Source organism: Vibrio alginolyticus NBRC 15630 = ATCC 17749, from assembly GCF_000354175.2.
Lineage (GTDB): Bacteria > Pseudomonadota > Gammaproteobacteria > Enterobacterales > Vibrionaceae > Vibrio > Vibrio alginolyticus.
On the sequence record NC_022349.1, the window covers coordinates 657,404 to 678,315 of the forward strand.

Annotated in this window: 25 protein-coding genes; 13 read left to right on the forward strand and 12 right to left on the reverse strand. The window is 43.6% G+C overall.

Annotation, left to right across the window (positions count from 1 at the left end; translation table 11 throughout):
* Window positions 1-117 precede the first annotated feature (117 nt).
* From uspE to ccoN, 10 genes are all read right to left on the reverse strand, one after another.
* A complete protein-coding gene (gene uspE, locus N646_RS02840; protein ID WP_017821938.1) occupies window positions 118-1,065 on the reverse strand; it encodes a universal stress protein UspE in 948 nt (315 codons plus the stop codon).
* Window positions 1,066-1,245: 180 nt separating this feature from the next.
* Window positions 1,246-1,992 carry an FNR family transcription factor gene (locus tag N646_RS02845; protein WP_005377497.1) on the reverse strand — a complete coding sequence of 249 codons (747 nt, stop codon included), beginning with the start codon at window positions 1,990-1,992 and terminating at the stop codon, window positions 1,246-1,248.
* Between the two features lie 90 nt (window positions 1,993-2,082).
* Window positions 2,083-2,763 carry a sulfite exporter TauE/SafE family protein gene (locus N646_RS02850; RefSeq protein ID WP_017821937.1) on the reverse strand — a complete coding sequence of 227 codons (681 nt, stop codon included), beginning with the start codon at window positions 2,761-2,763 and terminating at the stop codon, window positions 2,083-2,085.
* A gap of 7 nt (window positions 2,764-2,770) precedes the next feature.
* Window positions 2,771-2,935: a cbb3-type cytochrome oxidase assembly protein CcoS gene (ccoS, locus tag N646_RS02855; RefSeq protein ID WP_005377493.1), complete on the reverse strand. Its 165-nt coding sequence runs from the start codon at window positions 2,933-2,935 to the stop codon at window positions 2,771-2,773.
* A 15-nt stretch (window positions 2,936-2,950) separates the two neighbouring features.
* Window positions 2,951-5,314, reverse strand: a complete 2,364-nt coding sequence (locus N646_RS02860) for a heavy metal translocating P-type ATPase (RefSeq protein WP_017821936.1) — start codon at window positions 5,312-5,314, stop codon at window positions 2,951-2,953.
* Window positions 5,315-5,318: 4 nt separating this feature from the next.
* Window positions 5,319-5,795 (reverse strand): FixH family protein, encoded by a 477-nt coding sequence (locus tag N646_RS02865; RefSeq protein WP_005377489.1) that lies wholly within the window; start codon window positions 5,793-5,795, stop codon window positions 5,319-5,321.
* Between the two features lie 105 nt (window positions 5,796-5,900).
* Complete coding sequence (gene ccoP / locus N646_RS02870; protein WP_005377487.1) at window positions 5,901-6,875, reverse strand: cytochrome-c oxidase, cbb3-type subunit III; 975 nt, start codon at window positions 6,873-6,875, stop codon at window positions 5,901-5,903.
* Entirely contained in the window at window positions 6,875-7,048 is a 174-nt protein-coding gene (locus N646_RS02875; protein WP_005377485.1) for a cbb3-type cytochrome oxidase subunit 3, read from the reverse strand. The genes ccoP and N646_RS02875 overlap by 1 nt, the downstream gene beginning before the upstream one ends.
* Window positions 7,049-7,057: 9 nt before the next feature.
* Window positions 7,058-7,678 carry a cytochrome-c oxidase, cbb3-type subunit II gene (gene ccoO / locus N646_RS02880; RefSeq protein ID WP_005377475.1) on the reverse strand — a complete coding sequence of 207 codons (621 nt, stop codon included), beginning with the start codon at window positions 7,676-7,678 and terminating at the stop codon, window positions 7,058-7,060.
* Window positions 7,679-7,690: 12 nt separating this feature from the next.
* The gene (gene ccoN, locus N646_RS02885; protein ID WP_005396488.1) at window positions 7,691-9,118 is read right to left on the reverse strand and encodes a cytochrome-c oxidase, cbb3-type subunit I; all 1,428 of its coding nucleotides are present in this window, start codon (window positions 9,116-9,118) and stop codon (window positions 7,691-7,693) included.
* 257 nt (window positions 9,119-9,375) lie between these two features.
* Between ccoN and N646_RS02890 the strand changes: the two genes are divergently transcribed.
* The 3 genes from N646_RS02890 to N646_RS02900 all read left to right on the forward strand — a co-directional run bounded on the left by N646_RS02890 (window position 9,376) and on the right by N646_RS02900 (window position 12,738).
* Window positions 9,376-9,732, forward strand: coding sequence for a hypothetical protein (locus tag N646_RS02890; protein ID WP_005377473.1), 357 nt, complete (start codon window positions 9,376-9,378; stop codon window positions 9,730-9,732).
* 113 nt (window positions 9,733-9,845) lie between these two features.
* Window positions 9,846-11,027: an FIST signal transduction protein gene (locus tag N646_RS02895; RefSeq protein ID WP_017634895.1), complete on the forward strand. Its 1,182-nt coding sequence runs from the start codon at window positions 9,846-9,848 to the stop codon at window positions 11,025-11,027.
* Window positions 11,017-12,738, forward strand: coding sequence for an ATP-binding protein (locus N646_RS02900; RefSeq protein ID WP_005377471.1), 1,722 nt, complete (start codon window positions 11,017-11,019; stop codon window positions 12,736-12,738). Before N646_RS02895 ends, N646_RS02900 begins: the two co-directional genes overlap by 11 nt.
* A gap of 173 nt (window positions 12,739-12,911) precedes the next feature.
* Here the strand turns inward: N646_RS02900 and N646_RS02905 are convergent, their stop codons facing one another.
* Window positions 12,912-13,280 (reverse strand): DUF3693 domain-containing protein, encoded by a 369-nt coding sequence (locus tag N646_RS02905; protein WP_017821935.1) that lies wholly within the window; start codon window positions 13,278-13,280, stop codon window positions 12,912-12,914.
* Window positions 13,281-13,406: 126 nt separating this feature from the next.
* Here N646_RS02905 and N646_RS02910 point away from each other — a divergent pair, with 126 nt between their 5' ends.
* From N646_RS02910 to N646_RS02950, 9 genes are all read left to right on the forward strand, one after another.
* On the forward strand, window positions 13,407-14,030 hold the full coding sequence (locus N646_RS02910; protein WP_021033876.1) for a 3'-5' exonuclease: 624 nt from the start codon (window positions 13,407-13,409) through the stop codon (window positions 14,028-14,030).
* Window positions 14,031-14,033: 3 nt separating this feature from the next.
* Entirely contained in the window at window positions 14,034-14,249 is a 216-nt protein-coding gene (locus N646_RS02915) for a hypothetical protein (protein WP_005488200.1), read from the forward strand.
* Window positions 14,233-15,381, forward strand: a complete 1,149-nt coding sequence (locus N646_RS02920) for a replication initiation factor domain-containing protein (RefSeq protein ID WP_021033877.1) — start codon at window positions 14,233-14,235, stop codon at window positions 15,379-15,381. The genes N646_RS02915 and N646_RS02920 overlap by 17 nt, the downstream gene beginning before the upstream one ends.
* Window positions 15,382-15,384: 3 nt before the next feature.
* The gene (locus N646_RS02925) at window positions 15,385-15,738 is read left to right on the forward strand and encodes a DUF1293 family protein (protein ID WP_017822035.1); all 354 of its coding nucleotides are present in this window, start codon (window positions 15,385-15,387) and stop codon (window positions 15,736-15,738) included.
* A gap of 11 nt (window positions 15,739-15,749) precedes the next feature.
* Entirely contained in the window at window positions 15,750-15,995 is a 246-nt protein-coding gene (locus N646_RS02930; protein ID WP_017822034.1) for a hypothetical protein, read from the forward strand.
* A 10-nt stretch (window positions 15,996-16,005) separates the two neighbouring features.
* Window positions 16,006-16,239, forward strand: a complete 234-nt coding sequence (locus N646_RS02935) for a major coat protein (RefSeq protein WP_015975175.1) — start codon at window positions 16,006-16,008, stop codon at window positions 16,237-16,239.
* A 133-nt stretch (window positions 16,240-16,372) separates the two neighbouring features.
* Window positions 16,373-17,848 carry a methyl-accepting chemotaxis protein gene (locus N646_RS02940; RefSeq protein WP_017822025.1) on the forward strand — a complete coding sequence of 492 codons (1,476 nt, stop codon included), beginning with the start codon at window positions 16,373-16,375 and terminating at the stop codon, window positions 17,846-17,848.
* 1 nt (window position 17,849) lies between these two features.
* Window positions 17,850-18,164 carry a DUF2523 family protein gene (locus tag N646_RS02945; RefSeq protein WP_017822026.1) on the forward strand — a complete coding sequence of 105 codons (315 nt, stop codon included), beginning with the start codon at window positions 17,850-17,852 and terminating at the stop codon, window positions 18,162-18,164.
* Window positions 18,161-19,303, forward strand: a complete 1,143-nt coding sequence (locus N646_RS02950) for a zonular occludens toxin domain-containing protein (RefSeq protein ID WP_021033879.1) — start codon at window positions 18,161-18,163, stop codon at window positions 19,301-19,303. The genes N646_RS02945 and N646_RS02950 overlap by 4 nt, the downstream gene beginning before the upstream one ends.
* A 321-nt stretch (window positions 19,304-19,624) precedes the next feature.
* Here the strand turns inward: N646_RS02950 and N646_RS02955 are convergent, their stop codons facing one another.
* The gene (locus tag N646_RS02955; RefSeq protein WP_017821799.1) at window positions 19,625-19,879 is read right to left on the reverse strand and encodes a hypothetical protein; all 255 of its coding nucleotides are present in this window, start codon (window positions 19,877-19,879) and stop codon (window positions 19,625-19,627) included.
* A gap of 295 nt (window positions 19,880-20,174) precedes the next feature.
* Here N646_RS02955 and N646_RS02960 point away from each other — a divergent pair, with 295 nt between their 5' ends.
* Window positions 20,175-20,912, forward strand: a complete 738-nt coding sequence (locus tag N646_RS02960) for a hypothetical protein (protein WP_021707808.1) — start codon at window positions 20,175-20,177, stop codon at window positions 20,910-20,912.

A 20,912-nucleotide genomic window follows, 5' to 3' on the forward strand; every position in this document is an offset into this window, starting at 1 on the left:
AGCCGAAACGGATGATAACCACCTACTGAAGTAGGTGGTTTAGGGCTGAAACCAAAAATCCCCCTGTATTCGGGGGATTTATTAGCGCGCTCAATACATAGCAATACTAAGGAGAGATTAGGTTGCTGTATTTGGATCGAGAGGACTAATGTAACCTTTTGGTTTTAGAGCCAACACATCGCAATTTATTTTATCAATTACGTGCTCCGCTGTATTACCAATAAAGACAGCAGAAAGCCCAGTTCGCCCTGTAGTACCTAAAATAACCATTGCAGCATTTAAGCGCTCTGCAGCTGCCGGAATGACATCTTCAGGTAAACCTTGCTCAACTATCGTTTGTTCTTCATCAAGACCATGTTTTTGGCGTAGTGCTTTCATAGCCGTTAAATGATGACCTCGCACCGCATCGGTATAAGTCGTTGGGTCAAATTCAGGAAGTTCAATCGTAATGTTCGCCGGTGTAACGGGGTAGGCGTTAACAAGATATGGCTTGGCCTCAAGCCGAGTGGTGATTTCTTTTAATCGCTCGACCATCGTATCGTTGAGATCAATATGAGTCGGGTTTTCTGAGCCCACATGTACTGAGGCAAGGATACTTGCTTGTTCCGGCCAAGCAGCATTCTTAATAAGAAGCACTGGAATAGGGCATTTTCGCAACAAGTGCCAATCTGTCGGTGTGAAAATGACAGACTCTAAAACATCATGCTTACGTGTGCCTTTGATGACTAGGTCATGATTGCCTGCGTAGACTTCAGCAATAATCGCCTCATAAGGGCGGTTGTGCCAGACAACACAAGCATCAAAGTCGAAGCCATCGTTTAGGTATGGTTGAGCAATTTTACGCATCCACTGCTCACGCTGATGAATGACACCTCGACGCATAGCATCTCTTTCATCCACTGACAGCATTGACGTCATGTCATACGAGAAATCGTAAATGGATAAAAAGAAAGTGATTCGGCTTCTAGATACACTTTTCTGAGCTAATTGAACAGCTCTTGCAAGTGCGGGCTGCTCATCATTATTGATGTCAGCTACAACAAGGATCTTACTGTATATACTCATAACTAAGCCCACTTCTATTGCAAAACCAGATACTGAATGTAAATTAAATCAGTATTTTGGAGTACTCACCGTACATTTTTACTGTAGCTTAGTTTGGAGAACTTTTTGAGGACTTTCGAAAGGAATTTATGAGAAATATGATGTAGCTCATTTTCGAGCTACATCAATAATTAGGGTGTATTATTCTTTAGTTACACCAGCAAGTTCCATCAATGCATCGTGGTCTAAGATAGTGATATATTTACCTTTTACGCTTAGGATCTCTGATTTCTGGAAACGACCTAACAAACGACTGATCGTTTCGACTGTAAGACCAAGGTAGTTGCCAATATCACCACGAGTCATAGTTAAACGAAACTCTCTAGGGCTGAAGCCACGCTGAGAAAAACGCGTTGATAGGTTGTAAAGGAAAGCAGCTAGTCGCTCTTCTGCATTCTTTTTAGAAAGAAGCAAAATCATTTCCTGATCACCTTTAATTTCGTTACTCATCAAACGCATGATTTGCTGGCGAAGCTTAGGCATCTTACCCGATAGATCGTCTAAAATTTCGTATGGGATTTCACATACCATCGACGTTTCGAGTGCTTGAGCAAAGCTAGGGTGGGAGTCACCAGTGATAGCATCGAAACCGACTAAGTCTCCAGCTAAGTGAAACGCTGTGATTTGCTCATCACCTTGCTCTGTGATCGTATAGCTCTTGATGGTACCAGAGCGGATAGCGTATAGCGATTTTAGCTCATCACCAGCCTTAAAAAGCTCTTGTCCTTTTTGAATAGGCTTCTTACGTTCGATGATTTGGTCAAGCTGGTCGAGTTCTGCCTCATTTAGAGTGAACGGGATACACAGTTGACTAATGCTACAATCTTGGCAATGAATGGCGCAACCGCCTGATTGGATACGCTTTGTTGCAGGTTTTTCAGAAATCATAACAACCTTTCACTATTTGATATACATCAATATTTTAGCATCGCTTAATCCTAAAGGGTAGCAAAAATGTCACCTCAATAGAGTTTATCGTTATATGAAACCGAGTAACGCTAAGGCTCCTATAGCGGTATACGAACCATACCCAATAAGGATTAATGCTGAAATATTTCTAAATATTAATGATTTTTGTAATTTCTGAAAATGATTGGCACCATATCCAATAATAAGCATTGCAGGTAGCGTTCCGAGCCCAAACGCAAGCATAATTAGGCCGCCGTTGATCGCACTACCAGAAACCGCCGACCAAGTAAGCGCTGAATAAACTAAGCCACATGGTAACCAACCCCAAATAAAGCCAAATGGCAGCGCGTGAAGAGGATGCTTTAATGGCAACAAACTCTTCCCTGCCGGCGAGATAAAGCGCCAGAGATACTGCCCTAGCTTTTCTATTAAAAGTAAGCCTTGCCACCATTTAGCAATATACAGCGCGACCAGAATCATGAATAACGCCGCAATCAGCCTTAACCAAGCAAGAGAGTGCGTTAACCCACTAAGTTCAGATAAACCTGATATAGCACCACCGACTAATGCTCCTATTAAGGTATAACTGATCAATCGTCCGAGGTTGTAGAAGAGGGGGATAAGAGGGGTAGTTTTATTTTTAGCAGAAGAGCCCATGGTAAGCAGAGACGCGATACCACCACACATACCCATACAATGACCGGCTCCTACTAAGCCGATCATCAACGCACCGATAAAATCAGGAGTCATAAAGTCGCTACTTTTTATCACTATTAGATTGGTCTTCTTCGTCGAGAAGAATGTTGTGCCCTTGCCGTTCAAGATCTTCAAACTGATCGCTTCTTACCGCCCAAAGAAAAACTGCGACAGCAACACAAACGAGAACGATAGCGATGGGAATCAATATATAAAGACTTTCCATGTTTGCTTTCTCTACTTATTTCTCTTTGAGCAGGCGCAAAGAGTTAGATACAACGATAATTGAGCTTGCAGACATGCCAACTACTGCAATGTAGGGAGCCACTAAACCTGCGACCGCCAAAGGCAAAATTAACAGGTTGTAACCCAAAGACCAAGCCAAGTTTTCTCGAATAATCTTTCTTGTACGCAGTGCAAGCAAACGTGCTTCTAGTAGCTTTTCGAGATTATCCCCAAGTAACGTCATATCAGCAGAAGCTTTAGCGACATCTGTACCACCACCCATTGCGACAGAAAGGTGAGCTCCGGCGAGAGTCGGCGCGTCATTGATTCCATCACCAACCATCATAGTGATACTGTTTTCGTCCAAGCTCTTAAGGTATGCAAGCTTATCTTCTGGCTTTGCTGACGCGACGATGTGATCGATACCAATTTCATTCGCCACTGGTTGGGCGTTTGAGAGAGAATCACCAGTTAGCAGGGTTGTCTTAATTCCAGCGTCAGCAAAACGTTGAATAAAGGCTTTGCTTTCTTTTCGGATAGGGTCGCGGTAGTAAAAGCTAGCGACATGCTTGCCATCAACCGACAGATAGACCGCCTGGCTTTCACCACTTTCTTTGCCTTGAACAAAAGCAGCACTACCTATCTTAACGATTTTGCCATTCCACATACCCTCAATCCCTGAACCAATCACGTTTTGCACGTCAGACACGATAAAGTCATCATTGGTGTAAGTTGCAAAAGAACGAGCGATAGGGTGGTTTGCATGAGCCTCTAAAGCTGCAGCTAGTGATAGACAATCTTTCTGTGGGAGATCACTAAGTACCTTTGTTTCACAGATCTCAATATCACCTTTCGTTAGAGTGCCTGTTTTATCTACAACTAAGTGGTTGATCTTACATAGTGTCTCAAACACATGGCCTTTACGAAGCAAAATGCCAAAATTACCCATTCTAGAGGTAGCACAAGTGAGAGCGGTCGGAGTGGCCAGAGATAGCGCACATGGGCATGTAGCAACTAACACAGACAGCATGATCCAAAACGCATCATCTGGTTTTGTTTGATGCCAGTAAAACCAAGTACCAGCAGAGATGATAAGAATCACACCAACAAAGTAACGGGCGACAATGTCTGCAATTTCCGCAATTTTAGGTTTGGAGTGTTGAGCTTCATCTTGTAAACGCACGATGTTAGAAATCATTGAATCGGCCTTTGAGCTTACTACCTCAAGTTCAAATGATTCGTCTCCGTTTAGCGTTCCTGCATAAACAATATCGCCTTCTCGTTTCACAACGTGCACTGACTCGCCCGTTAGCATGGATTCATCAATATGAATACGGCCTGAAATAACTTTACCGTCAGCGGGGATATGTTCACCAGGTAGAACGCGAATGCGATCGCCAACTTTTAGCGTCTTCACGGGTATCTGATCACCGTCCAGCGTTGTAGCAATTGCAGGAATCAACTTAAGAAGGTTACCACTCGCTGCAGCAGCTTTGCGACGAGCGCGCATCTCTAAGAATCGACCTACTAACAAAAAGAAGGTAAACATCGAGATAGATTCAAAGAAGACTTCGCCTTGTTCAGTTACTGTTGCAACTAAACTTGCAACATAGGCAAAGATCAACGCGATAGAAACCGGGACATCCATACCAAGGGTTCGGCCTTTGATACTGCGCCATGCGTTTAAGTAAAATGGAAGAGCGGAATAAAGCAAAACAGGAGTAGCAAAAATCAAACTTACCCAACGAAAGTAACTTTTAAACTCTGGCTCTAAATCACCAAAGACTTCGAGATACAGTGCAACGGCGAGCATCATGACCTGCATGGTTGCTAAACCTGCAATACCTAGCCGATATAGATATTGCTTCATCATTCGATGGTAAGAGGCTTCTTGCTTATCTGCTTCAAAAGGTGCAGCTTTGTAACCAAGTTTATGTATAACGGAAAGGAGCTCGCTTAACCGTACCTGAGTTTTATCCCAGGCTAGTAACGCTCGATTGGTGGTTGTATTAACACGGATAGATACCAACCCGGCCGTATTAGAAACTTGCTTTTCGATTAACCACGCACAAGCGGCACATGAAACGCCTTCCAAAGAAAGGGTTACTTCAGAAACATTTTCGCGATTTCGTACGAATTCAGATTGTACATCCGCATTGTCATAATGAATTAAAGCTTGGAGTTGCTCTGGTACTAGATCTGCCTTTTCTGCAGGCGCAGTGCGGTATTGGTAATATGAGACAAGACCACTATCGACAATAGTCTGCGCCACAGTTTCGCAGCCCGGACAACACATGTCGCGAATTTCACCCAATATTTCTACTTTGAAATCCGTGTTGGCTGGTACATCTTCACCGCAGTGATAACAGGATTTACACATATGCTTACTTCATTAACGGTGTTGAAGAGGCAGGAAACTCAACTTTACCTTGGATCATCCATTGCTTGTCGTGTGGTTGTAGTTCAACAAACCATGGCCCTTGAATAGATTCCTCAGCTTTTAGTCGGTAATTACCAGATGCATCCGCTGTTACAAGCTTTGTGAAGTCACGATCAGGAAGAGTACGATGAGTGAAAGTGGCCGTTAGAGCAGGGTAATGAGGTAGCTTCCCTTTAGCGAAAACAATCACAACATTGTTATTTTCAGAGGAAATCTCAGCGTTAAGACCTAGGTCACGAGCGACATTCATTTTACTAATATCGATATTAATGCCTTTGCCTTTTTTATAGTAATCCTCAGCGACTAAAGAAACAGAGTTGTTCGAGAAAACGACCACAGTAATCACAGTCCAAACTACGACAGTAAGAGGAAGGATGATTAGGAACCACGGCCAAAATTGTTTATACCAAGGCTTTACCATAAAAAAGTTCTCAACAGCTAAATGAAAAAATGTAAGGCGTTAAATTTAAAGGAAAGACAGCCCCTATGAAAGGGGCTGTTATTGCTATGTTACGTAATATCTCAGTTACTTACTCTCTGAGTTACTTAAACTCCAGACATATGAGGCAACGAGCTGAACTTTATCTTCACCCAAAATGTCTTTCCACGCAGGCATTACGCCTGAGCGTCCGTTCATTACGGTTTCTGTTACAGCTGCACGAGAGTCACCAAATAACCAGTCTTGGTCTGTAAGGTCAGGCGCACCGACTGCAGGGTTACCCTTACCATCGGTACCATGACAAGCAGCACACACTACGAAGCGTGCTTTACCTGCCGCGGCTTCACGAGCATTTACTTTACGACCAGATAGACTAAGTGTGTAACTTACAACTTCTTGAACACCTTGCTCACCAAGGGCATCTTTCCATGCTGGCATTTGACCAATACGGCCGTGCATGATGGTTGTAACGATCGCTGCTGGCTCGCCACCATATAGCCATGCATCATCAGTCAGGTTAGGGAAGCCTTTCTGACCACGTGCATCAGAGCCATGGCATTGAGAACAGTTTTGCAAAAACAAACGCTGACCAACTTTTAATGCTTCAGGATCTTGCGCAATTTCAGGAATTGGGCGTAGACCACTGTCATTGTGCGCAAGTTTACGGAATGCTTCGCCGAAGTAAGCGTCGGCATCATCCAGTTCTTTTGCATATTGGTTTAGTTGCTTGTTCTCTTGTGCTGCAGCGATGGCTTCTTTTGACTCTTCTAGTGAGCGAACGGTTTGAGCCGAACTCTGCCAGTTTAAAAAGCCCTTGAAGCTACCTAGACCTGGGAATAGGGCAAGGTAAACTGCTGCGAACACAAATGTGCTTACAAACAGGTAAGTCCACCACTTTGGTAGAGGGTTGTTTAGCTCGCGAATACCATCGTACTCGTGGCCCATGTCTTCCCCTTCCTCGACGCCCATTTTATCTTTAGCGCACCAAGTCAGGAGAATCGCACAGCCTACTAGCGTACCGACAGTAATCACGATAATCCAGAGACTCCAGAATGTAGTCATTACTTCTTCACTCCTTGGTTATTAGGGGTCTTTTGTTCTTCGTCAGCAAACACCAAGTTGGCATCTTCTTCAAAGCGTGCTTTACGCTTTTTACTAAATGCCCACCATACGATGCCAATAAAACTAGCGAAGAGTACAACGGTATAAATACTATGAATTGTACCGAAATCCATATGATCCCCTTACTTCATTGCATGACCAAGAGACTGAAGGTAAGCGATGATTGCATCCATCTCTGTTTTACCTTCTACTTCTTTAGCCGAATTCGCGATCTCTTCATCAGTGTATGGAACGCCGAACTGATCACGAAATAGCTCAAGTTTCTTCTGAGTTAGCTTACCGTCTAAAACGTTTTCAGCTAGCCACGGGAAACCTGGCATGTTTGACTCAGGTACAAGCTCACGAGGATCTAACAGGTGAACACGGTGCCATTCGTCAGAATAACGACCACCAACACGAGCTAAATCCGGGCCTGTACGCTTAGAGCCCCAAAGGAATGGGTGTTCCCAAACACTCTCACCAGCAACAGAGTAGTGACCGTAACGTTCAGTCTCTGAGCGGAAAGGACGAACCATCTGGCTGTGACAGACGTTACAACCTTCACGGATGTAGATATCACGGCCTTCCATCTCCAAAGGAGTGTAAGCGCGCAGATTTTCTACAGGTTCAGTCGTTTGCTTTTGGAAAATCAGAGGAGTGATCTCTACAAGAGCGCCCCAACTGATAGCAAACACGATAAAAATAGCCAACAAACCGACATTACGTTCTAAGATTTCATGGCGATTATTAGAATTATTACTCATTCTTAAATCTCCTTATGCCGGATGTGGGATAGCTTTTAGGCTTTCTTTAGGTGCACTTACCGTTTTGTACGTGTTGTATGCCATTAGGAACATACCAGATAGGAAGATAAATCCGCCTAGGAAACGTACAAAGTAGAACGGATAAGACGCTTCTACAGATTCAACAAAACTGTAAGTTAGCGTACCGTCAGAGTTAACCGCGCGCCACATAAGACCTTGCATTACACCAGAGATCCACATCGCAACGATGTAAAGAACGGTACCGATTGTTGCTAGCCAGAAATGCACATTAACTAGACCAACAGAGTACATACGCTCTTGGCCAAATAGGCGAGGTACCAAGTGATATACAGAGCCGATAGAAACCATCGCAACCCAACCTAACGCACCAGAGTGAACGTGACCAATGGTCCAGTCTGTGTAGTGAGAAAGTGCGTTAACCGTCTTAATCGACATCATCGGGCCTTCAAAGGTAGACATACCGTAGAACGACAGTGAAACGATTAGGAAACGTAGGATAGGGTCATAACGAAGCTTATGCCATGCACCAGATAACGTCATAATACCGTTGATCATACCACCCCAAGAAGGAGCAAATAGAACCAGCGACATAACCATACCTAGAGACTGAGTCCAGTCTGGTAGCGCTGTATAATGAAGGTGGTGAGGGCCTGCCCAAATATATAGAGAAATAAGTGCCCAGAAGTGAACGATAGATAGACGGTAAGAATAAACAGGACGTTCTGCTTGTTTAGGAACGAAGTAGTACATCATACCTAGGAAACCAGCGGTCAGTAGGAAACCTACCGCATTGTGTCCATACCACCACTGAACCATCGCATCCACTGCGCCCGAGTAAATCGAGTAAGATTTACCAAGTGACACAGGAATAGCCATGCTGTTCACGATGTGAAGTACTGCTACTGTGATAATAAAGGCACCGAAGAACCAGTTTGCCACATAAATATGTGACGTGTTTCGCTTCACTAGTGTGCCGAAGAACACCACCGCATATGATACCCATACTAGCGCAATTGCGATATCAATAGGCCATTCTAGCTCAGCATACTCTTTACCCGATGTTAAACCGAGAGGCAAAGTAATGGCTGCTGCCAGGATGATTGCTTGCCAACCCCAAAAGGTGAAGGCAACGAGTGGGCCACCAAAAAGACGTGTTTGACATGTGCGCTGTACAACATAATAAGACGTTGCGAACAGAGCACTGGTACCAAACGCAAAAATTACCGCATTAGTATGCAGTGGACGTAAGCGACTGTACGTCAACCACGGCGTATCAAAGTTTAGCTGTGGCCAAACTAATTGAGCGGCAATCAAAACACCAACAGCCATACCAACTATGCCCCATAAAATGGTCACAAGGGTAAATTGGCGAACGACTGTATAGTTGTAGTTTTGTTCAAGCTGCTTTACTTGGCTCATTTGCATGCTTCCAATTTCTAATTAACTACACTTTTACTTCCAACACGACTTGCGTCGTAACACCACCCAAGTAAACTCTAGAATTCAAGTGTTATCATCACCTTATTTCCATTGCTGACTTTAATAAAAAGTGGCATTTTCAGCGTGACACTATACTTGAATTAACAATTCAATGACAGGGTAGTAACCTTACTGGACCTCTGGAAATCATTTTTTATTTAAAAAGTTTGAAGTTTGTAACAAGGATATTAGTAATTATGCCTGCACAAAAGTTAACAAAGGCGCGACTTGCACAAATCTTAATCATGCTCAGTGTTTTAATAGGCGCATTTTTCTGGCGTACCTTTACACACGAGAGTGTCAATAGCGTTGACTGTTCACAAAAAGAACGATGCGATGTAACAATTGAAGGAGAAATAATCACGATTAATCGTGACTCAATGGGAATTTCGCTCGAAACGACAGAAAGTAGCACTCTAAAAATTGATCTAAATCAATCTGGTAATTTTATCAATCTCAACGAAAAGCATAAGTCAGTAGAATGGGACATCATGCCTGAATCGAAAAAAATCACCTTTAAAAAAGGTGAAAACATTGTTGTAGTTCAATTATAAATACGATCTATCACGAGATAATCGTAACTTATTAATGAAATTAACACCTTCTTACCTAGAGAAAATTGGTTGGAATGGTATAACAGCAGAGTGATATCCAATTATAAAATCGTATGCATTGCCAATCAGTTTTTACTCATATTAAAGATGAAGACTCAGCGATAAAAACGCTCAGGTCCGAATTGACACAACAGAACTTGTCTTACGTGATGTGTTACTACACGGAAGAATACAATTTCGAGTTGATTCGAGAAGCGTTTCTTGCGCATTTTCCTGGTGTGCCTTTTCATGGCGCCAGTTCATGTCAAGCCGTAATGACAGATCAGGGCTTTCATACAGGACCAGTAATTGCGGCACTTGCTGTTTATGATACAGGTCCTCATGCTTATGGTACTGGTATTTCTAATCACAACTCAGGTGACAGCGTCACCAAGGCTTTGGATATGGCCCTTGAGAACGCAAACCGTGTAGGAGAGGTACCAAACTTAATTCTACTTCATGCTACACCAGGGCAAGAGGAATCAATCATTGCGTCTATAGATGAAAGATTTGGAACTCTAATTCCAATTATTGGTGGTTCGGCCGCTGATAATAACATCGCTGGGAAATGGTCTGTGATAACCGCCCAAGGCTCTCAAACTTCAGGTTTAAGCTTAACTCTCTTTTACTCCTCTCAACCTGTTGATATCGCTTTCAGCGCTGGGCATACACCAACTAATATCAAAGGTGTTGCAACCAAGACCAACGATAGATGCTTACTTGAAATTGATAATGAACCTGCGCTCAATGTTTATAGAAGGTGGACAAATCACCAGGATAACCAAGTAGGTAAAGATAATATGCTGTTTACAAACTCGAGTGCTTATCCATTAGGGCGGATCGCAGGTCATCTCTATGATCGCCCATATTACAAGTTATCCCATCCGATCCGTGAGACGCCAGATGGTGGAATCGAGTTGTTTACACGAATAGAAGAGGGTGACGAGCTCACATTAATGAAAGGAAGTCGTGAGCATCTCGTTGCGCGCGCTGCAAAAGTCGTCAATGCCGCTTTTAACCAAAAATTAGAAGAGTCTCGAAAAATTGGAGTGATAAATATCTTTTGCGCAGGTCCCATGTTGCACTTAATGCAAGACATGAATAGCGTTTGTGAACAAATTAACCAAGAACTAGAACATTTGCCTTTTATTTGCCCTTTTACTTTCGGCGAGCAAGGTAGATTTATTGGTGGTGAGAATGGACATGGAAACCTGATGATTTCATCGGCTATATTCCATAAACCTTATGAAAGATAAATACTTAGACATATATCAACAGGAAGCGCTTCAAGAAGCGTTAGTTGAGCTAAAGCAGGCTAGACAAAGAGAACGACTACTCGCTGATGAAAACAAGGCCATTCTTTCCGCGATATCTGCGATGAGTGAGGCAAAGAATCGGCATGAGATATTTACGGGATTAAACAATGTCCTCAAAAAGTACATCAACTTCGATGATTTTATTGTACTGACTCGTGATGGTGAACGATATCCCTTCAAGACATTGATATCAACTAATAGCGTATTTGATAATGTATCCTGGTTACACGGTAACACCTATCAAAGAGCTCTCAATGGTGAATGCATTCTACTGTTCGAGCCAGATAAACTCGCTGAGTTTGTTAACTTAAACAGCTTTATAAAAAGCCATGTAAACTCGGTCGTTTTAACTGGTATACGTTCAGAAGTAACGCAAACCGTAATCCTACTTATTGGAGCTCAGAAAGGGCACTTTAGCATAGAGAATAAGGAAACCTTGAGGCGGTTTCGTCCCTTAATTGAAAGGGCGGTCATTGATATCGAAACCAAAGAGAAGTTACAACGTATCGTTGAAGTAAGAACAACTCAGCTCGCTAAAGCAAGAGAAGAAGCAGAGCTTGCGAACCGGTCTAAGTCGGAGTTCTTAGCGATGATGAGTCATGAAATAAGAACCCCTTTAAATTCCGTTCTTGGAATGCTAGATATACTGAAGCAATCAACCTTGTCAGAAGAACAAATTGATGCTTTGAGCCAAATGGAGTGCTCTGCAGAGTTACTTCTCGCGATAATCAGTGACATTCTTGATCTTTCTAAAATCGAGTCAGGTCGCTTTCAGCTCAATGAACAATGGATTAACTTAAGAGACACTGTCACTTTTGTTATTTCTCAGCAAAAACAAATCGCTAAGAAGAAAAATCTTAAATTCAAGCTCAACTGTACTGTCACTAATGACAAACAATTTTGGATTGACTCCACGCGGTTATCTCAAATTCTGTTTAATCTAATAGGGAATGCAATAAAGTTTACAGACGAAGGTGAAGTAAAAGTTTCTGTATCTGAGCAAGATGCTGAACTTGTGATCTCAATATCTGACACTGGAATTGGTATATCTAAAGCAAAGCAAGAGCACTTGTTTACGGCATTTCATCAAGGAGACCGTTCCATCACGAGACGCTTCGGTGGTACAGGACTGGGGCTCGCAATAACCAAGCATTTAGTTGAAATGATGCGTGGCAAGATTGCCGTTAAAAGTGATGAGCATGTTGGTTCAACCTTTACGATTTCGATTCCAGTTTTGACTCGTTGTAATCAAAATCGTCCAGTTAGAATCGAAACCAATCAACCGACAAAAGCAATGGAACTTCTCGTCGTAGAAGATACCGAGTCGAATCAGTTCGTAATAAAGCTTATCTTAAATAAGCTTGGCCATAATGTTCATATCGCAAGCCATGGAGCAGAGGCATTAACATTTTTAGAAGAGAATGAGGATTTAATCGATTTGATTCTCATGGATGTCTCGATGCCAGTGATGGATGGAATTACCGCAACAAGACTTATTCGAGATAAAGGTCTCAGGACCCCAATTATAGCGTTAACTGCACATGCGCTAGAAAGCGATAGAGATAAATGCCTGGATGCCGGTATGGACGGATTCATTTCTAAGCCAGTTAGAAGACAAGATATCTTTGAAGCTATACAGTCATTTCAATAAGTAAAAAGGCGTTAATATAGATCTTAACAATCGATAGATTATTAAGATCTATATTAAGTATTTTATGGTAAATAACCATTATGTTTAATGCTCACAGTAAGGCCCTTAAATTTAAAATCTGCAGGGGAATAGGAGCATACTCAGACAACATTTAGCGTACGGCGATATACAATTTAACATAACACATATAATGCGCACTGATATAGTGGTTCCTGTGGACTTGAAATCACTAAGGCTAATCCAGTGCAAGCCATTGAGATTCCTGACAATCCAAGCCCATTAAACTTTTTTGCAATTCCTTCCCATACTGCTTTTATCTGCGGATTATCATTGCGATCAGCGTGACAACCCAGCAATGCAATCTCAGGGTCTAAACCTGATTGCTCTGCAAGAAAAATTGCTTGTGTATCAGTCATATAACGCTTTCCTTTGCGGAAATCACTGATTCTTTGCGGCGGCACATTCATATCCGCTGCAATTTGTTTGTCTTGTACGTAACTTTGAGCCTTTTTGTAGGCATCTAATAGTTTGTTCTGATACATACCGCTTCCTCCGTTTCCGTCAGTTTAGCTTATCAATCACCATTTTTGGTGTCTTGCGCTAACCAATTTTGGTGATTACGCTAATAACCAAATTTGGTTACTCAGTTAAATTTGCTTGGTGTTGCTATGAAAAAACTCTCTACTCAGAACGCGATCATTCTTGATACGGAAACTACTGGTTTAGGTTCTCAAGCAGAAATTGTCGAGTTCACTGCTATCTGCGCTCACACTGGCAAAGTTATCGTGAACGAACTTGTTAAACCTACATGTTCGATTCCTGCTGACGCAACGGCTATTCATGGCATCACCGATGAAGACGTTAAGGATGCGCCCGACTTTCATTTAGTCTTCTCAAACCATTTTCTTCCGCTTCTTAACGGTCGTCCAATCATCATCTACAACTCAGATTTTGATACGCGCTTAATTATCCAATCTTTGGATAAGCACTGTAACGCTGCTTACGTCCAATCCGTTCACGATTTGTTTTTCAAGTTCTGTGTTCCTCAATGCGCAATGCTTTGGTATGCAGAGTTCTTTGGTGTTTGGAATGAACACCATGAAGATTACAAGTGGCAAGCACTTTCCAACGCTTGCGCTCAACAGAATGTTGATGTGTCTGACTTAACGGCGCACCGTGCACTGGCTGATTGTGAAATGACTCGTCGATTGATTCACACCGTTAACTCACAGATTGAAAACCAAAACAATCAAAACTGTGACAGCGTCACTAAGCCTAGTTCAGAGGCTTAATCCATGAACGAAGCTCAAATCATCTATTACGACTTGCTGCCTGACTACACGGTTTCTGTGTTGGTCAAAGGTTGCGACGAATGGGATTTGCTTAAATCCATGTCTCATCTTGAGTCTTGGGCTTCGTCTCAGTTCGCTTCTTATGAGTTGGTGTCCATCACCAACACGACCGTTGAACAACGTATCAATATGGGGGTGTTCGATGACTACTGCAACTAACATCCTCAAAAAGTTCGATGAGCAAAGCGTTCATATTGATTACCTGTGTTTTACGTTTGCCGTGAAAGACTTACGTCATTGTCATGATGCGGTTCGTCGATTGCACAAGCATGAGGAATACAAAGGCTTTGCCAAATCAGGACTGTTACAGCGTCACTGTCGTGCGCCTAAGTTCCCTGCTCCACCTGTATTTAATCCGACCGTCGCTAAGACGTCTGAAGACATTGAAGCGTACAACAAAGCATTTGATATCTGTTACCGCAACTACTTGGAAGACTGCTTGCGCATCTTCACCAATCAAGTGCTTGGTTTGTCGCTGTCTGCGCCTCGCGGTTTGGGTTTCCAGTTCTACACCGAATCCATGAAACTGACTTCGCCAGATGGTGAGGACTTCTGCGGCTTCGTTGGTATCGGCGGTAACAATGACACGGTGCATTTCCAAATCAACGGAACGGGATGCAAGCATGTATTTGCCCGTCGTCCTACGTGGTCGCTACATGACTGGCTGACCAATGTACTTGGTGTGCAAACTCTGGCGCGTGTTGACTTGGCTTATGACGATTACGACGGGATTTTCGATTGCGAATACGCTTACAAGGCGTGGCGCGACGACTGTTTCAGAACGGCTGAACGTGGCCGTGGTCCTGTGCTTCATGAAGATATGACCATTGCCAGTATCGGCAAAGACGGCAAACCGATTTACACCAAAGAGCAATACTCGATTGGTTCGCGTACCTCGCGCATTTACTGGCGTATCTACAACAAGGCACTTGAGCAGAAACTCGCAAACACGGGTCTTGTTTGGTATCGCTCTGAAGTCGAGCTTAAAAAATGGAATGTTGATGTGTTGCTGAATCCGGCTGGCGCGTATGCCGCGCTCAATGATTTCGCTGCGTCTATTTCTACCGCTAAGAAATTCAATACCAAACCTGTCCCGACGAAGCGCGCGGCGTTAGACCTGTTGGCCTCTGCGCATTGGATGCGTCGCCAGTACGGGAAAATCCTTAATTCACTTATCGAGTTCCATGAGGGCGACATTGAAACCGTGGTCGGTTCCCTTGTCCGTGATGGAACGAAATTCACCTTCCCCGATACCTACGGCAAGTTGGTGACTCACATATTGGAGACTTAACAAATGGCTAAATCCGTTTTTGTACTTGGCATGGATATCACTTGGAATTCAGCACGTGGTGACAGTGCTCAACTGAACGTGTCGCGTCCTCTACGTGAAATCAACTCAGAGAAATTCAAACGCCGCACTATCGGTGAATCCGGTGATGTGAATCCACAGTGGGACCAACCGTTGATGATTGATCATCAATACGCCCTATTACTTGAGCGTACTGGTGCTCTCGTTCCTCGCCGTGAATACCAATTGCGTTTGGAGATTAACCCAGACGATCCATTGGCAGGTGCCATTGTGACAGAACTCATCCCTGTGGATGACGACATCAAGAAACATTTTGAAGCCTCGCTAAAGGCTAAATAAGGAATTTCGTTATGCCTGTGTGTGCTTTACCTAACGCGGACGGTTTTCTCGCTGTCGTTCCTGACATTGAAGCGGCTTCATGCCGCGGTTATGTCATGGTGACGGCTCAAGAATATGACACGTTAATGAGCTACACACAGCTGACTCCAGGAGAGATATCTCAAGCGTTCGGCTTGGGTTTCACCTTGGTGTTCGTTGGCGGATATCTCTCAACTTACGCCATCAAGATGGCAATACGTTTAATAAAACTACTTTGAGGAATCTGTTATGAAACGTCTAAACGCGCTTAAAAAGTTCGGTAAACAAGCGGCGGCAACCGTCACTGTTGCGGTGCTTTCTGTCCCTGCTATGGCGGCGGAAGGTGGTGCAGCTGACCCGTTCTCCGCTATCGACTTATCTGGTGTGGCAACCAAAATCGGCGCGGCTGGTCTGGTGATTGTCGGCATTACTATGGCTTACAAATCCATCACCCTTGCTAAGCGTGCTGTGAACAAGGCTTAAGTTTATGTTGGCCGTTCTCCACGATGTCCAACTCATCGTCTTTGTGCTTTTGGGTGGCATTGCCGGATACGTGGCCAGCCAAAACTTTAGAGGATAAGGGGGCTTCGGCTCCCTTTTTTATTGGTTTAATACAATGAATCACTATCTCCGTTTTTTTATTGCCCTTGTTATTCTATGCGCTAGTCATCATACGTATGCTTTAGAAGCACGTATTAGTCATATGCAAATGAGGGGGTGTGGCTCTCAAGGTGATTGGGTTGACCCTTACAAGGTGAATACTTGTTTTTTGGATACTGGGTATTTCGACTCATGCACATTTGAGAAGACATCATATGCTAATGCTCGCGATCCCTATCAAACAGTTTGTGATAATGGGCTCGGTCTTTCTTATTCTGAGGTTCGTTGTCCAGAAAATAGCGAATTTGACCCTTCAACCTTACGTTGTAAATCGGTTTGTGAATATGGCAAGAACCCTGACGGCACTTGTATGGACGTGTGTCAGTTTAAAAAGTCCATTGATGAAATCAAATCGCTTCAGTGGTTGGCTTATGTCTATGGCGAACAAGTGACAGGGTCATGTTACGGCGATTATGGCGCAACCCGTTGTGAATTGGAGCGTACTCCTAGTGATAGTACGCTGTGTACGGGTGTTGATTCCGGCCAATGGACACAAAACACCATCTGTCATGGTAACTTTCAATTCACAGGCAACCAGTGTGAAGGCGGTACACTCTTCTGGGGTAAAGATGGCCCTGACACCCCTATTATTCCTGATGACCCCATTCATGACCCTGACGACCCAACAGGCGACATCGAAGACCCTAGCGTATTACCTGATGGCTCAACCAATACGGTGAATCCACCGGATACCGACAGTGAGCCAGACGTGGAAGAGCCAGACACCGATGAATCGACAGACACGGCAGTTCTGAAAGCCATTACTGGAATGAATAAGGACGTCAACAAAGCACTAAACGACATGAACATCGACATCAATCAAGCCAGTGCTGACGTTCAAAACCAAATCATTGCGCTGAATGCGTCGATGGTCACCAACACGCAAGCCATTCAAAAGCAGCAAATCAACGACAACAAGATTTACGAAAACACTAAGGCCCTTATCCAACAAGCGAATGCTGACATCACCACGGCCATGAACAAGAACACCAATGCCGTTAATGGTGTGGGTGACGATGTAGAGAAAATTGCAGGGGCAATGGATGGTATCGCGGATGAAGTTTCCGGTATTTCTGACACCTTAGACGGTATCGCAAACACAGATACGTCTGGTGCAGGTACGGGTGGTACGTGTATCGAGTCCCAAAGTTGTACCGGATTTTATGAGTCGGGCTATCCCGATGGCTTAGGTGGTTTGGTGTCCGGTCAGTTAGATGATCTTAAACACAACACCATCGACAACTTTGTGAACTCGTTTGGTGACCTCGACTTATCCAGTGCCAAGCGCCCTTCTTTCGTGCTCCCTGTGCCGTTCTTCGGTGACTTCAGTTTTGAGGAGCAAATCAGCTTTGATTGGGTGTTCGGTTTTATTCGTGCGGTGCTCATCATGACGTCAGTGTTTGCGGCGCGTCGTATTATTTTTGGAGGTTAATATGGATTGGTTAGTCGATTTATTTAACAAGCTGTTGGTGTTCCTCTATCAGCTTTTAATCTCGCTGGTCAACATGCTCAAAGACCTGTTCTTTTGGGCGGTTGAGCAAATCATGGCAATGGTGAACCTGTTGCTCTCTGGTGTGTTCTCCCTATTCGCTCCGGTCGATATGAGCCAGTACATGACCAGTATTCCGCCTACTGTGGCTTGGGTTATGGCGGCGGTCGGTGTGCCTCAATGTCTGTCCATCATTCTGGCCGCTATTACGGTGCGTTTGATGCTGCAATTGATTCCGTTTACGAGGTTAGGCTCATGATATACGCCATAGCAGGAAGACCAGGAGGCGGTAAAACCTATGAGGCTGTTGCCTACCATATTATTCCGGCCATTAAGGATGGCCGTAAAGTCATCACCAATATCACCTTAAACATTGATTGGTTCGTTAAGGTGTTTGGTGAAGACGTTCGAGAACTCATCAAAATCGTGGATGGCCGTTTAACGGATTTTGGTTCAACCTCACGTCCTTTCAGTCAGATTGAAGACTACTCCGACGAATGGCGCAATGAAAAAGGACAAGGGCCACTTTATGTGGTCGATGAGGCGCACATGAGCTTGCCAAGTCGAGGCTTGGCCGCGCCCATTCTAGAATGGTACTCAATACACCGTCACTACGGTGTCGATATCATCTTGCTCACGCAGAACATCCGCAAAGTGCATCGAGACATTAAGGACATGATTGAAGTGACCTACCGATGCACAAAGAACACGGCTATGGGCTCAACCAGTTCTTACACCAAGAAAGTGCAAGATGGTTGTGCCGGTGAAGTGGTGAACACCTCTACCCGATTTTATAAGTCGGAATACTTCCCGTTCTATAAGAGTCATTCGCAATCCAACAAGCAAGTGCAGGAAGCCGAAGCAAAAGACATTCGCCCGTTCTGGAAGCGTTGGCCTGTCGTCGGAACGGTGGTGCTGTTATCGCTTGGGTTAGTTTTCAATATCTGGGCTTGGTGGCCGGAGCCAGAGCAACCGCCCGACCCCGTTAAACCACCACAACCAGTACAAACGCAGCTGCCTGATGGAACGCCAACGGTAGATACGGCAGAAACCAAAGCTAAGAAGAAAAAGAAAGCATCAGGGTTTGGGCCTTTGGAAGATTACGACTTCTACATCACCGGATACGCAAAGCAAATCGCCTACGCCAAACGGCTGAAATATGCTGCCGAACTAGACCGTGACCTGACGTTCTACAAGATATACATCGATGTGTACGATGGCCGCGACAAGCTATTCAGTTTCGATCATCTGGACTTGGTAAAGATTGGGTATCAGTTCGAAGTGTTGAGCGACTGCGTATATCGAGTGACTTGGGAAGAAACAGAAAGGATCTTCACGTGCGGCCAAAGAGAAAAGCCATCAGACATATTGCAGCAAAACATGCCTGTCCATATCTAGACCGCTCGCCACAGCGTCGAAGCTAGCGTAGTCTGCGTAGACCGAGGAAGCGGAACATGTAGGACACCAAACCTTGGCACTTCCACACCGAACTTAATCATGGGGCTCTATACGAGCCCTTTTTTATTACGTGCGCGGTATTGCGAGCATTTTGGGAGGGGCCCGCTTTGCGGGAGGGACCTAAAAGCGGAGCAAACCCCCGAATCTGTATTACGGGGGTAAATTCCCACTCCTTACTAACCTTGTACTCTGGTACAAAAAAGCCGAGCTATAAAAGCTCGGCTGAATCTACTAAATACAAGCATGCATAAAAGTTTCGTTTTACTCGTCTTCTTCTAACGCCACAATTACCTGAGATATATATTTCGGTAAATTGCTTAGATGCTCATCTAGCCTTGTTCCCGTACGTTGTGACGTTGCAGAAATATCAGCTTTAATCAATTCTAAAACAACTGATGCTGCTGCATGCTTTTTCTCAGTGTCTGTCAGTGTGGAATATTCAGTTCTCCACTTCTCATTTGCGTTATCCCAATGTGGGATTGTTTTTAGAATATCTCCCATGTACTCATTAGACATTGTGCCTCCTAACAGGTGTTTGATGTGTGTCAATAATATGAAACCGTATACACACAAAATCAAGAAAATAATTAATTTAGCACGCTCGTGCTATGCAAATTATGTATTGCAGGCCGTTTCTAAACGATCCTCTGACCTTCGGAGAGAGCTGGAGCTGGTCGATACCTATTGTTAGGCCTTCATAGCAGTGCGACTTATAGAACTGAACATAGTTGAGTTCTTTAAACTCTATGGTGTACTATATTCGTGTTTTTATGCAAGGGGTAGCTCCCTTATCTCAATAGCAGTGTTTGAAATGTATACAGACAATAAATTTGTTTTTTACGAAAAACAGTATTATCACGAAATAGAGTCCAAGCAGAAAATTGACCTTCGCTTGCAAACGATTATCGTTTTCACGTTTGCTTGGCTTAATTTAGCTACGTATACATTACAAGTTATAGATTATGAAAATAATAAATTAATCTCTCTGATATTTTATAACTTGATGGCAATGTATTTTATTTTCGTATTACAGAGCATGAGATACTCTATTTTCTCATTCTATGGTAGTACTTATCAATATTTACAATCTCCATTAGTGTTTGATGATTATTATAAAGACACTAATGACTATTACACTAAGTACAAAAATGACCCCGATTTTGCGGATGAAGAACTTAAACTCTTTATCAAAGAGAACTTGATAAATTCTACACATCATAATTGCAAGCTTAACGATGAAAGATCTCAAAAGGCTTTTGAGTCAGTAAAGTGGTTAGTAATATCTTTCTTACCCTTCTCGTTAGCATTCGCAATTTTTATAGCTTTTAAGCTAGATTTAAAACACCCTACAAAACCTATTTTAATCGAAGAAACCAATCTATCAGGAGCACATATAAATGTCAGAGAAGGACGCACCTCAGAAACAGACAAAACCATCATCGCCACCATCACGACCGATAGGAATTCGCTCTGTACGCAACCATGTAACGATTCCGGTGGAGAACCCATCACCAACTTCTCATCGCCAAGGTCAAAGGACGTTCTCTAA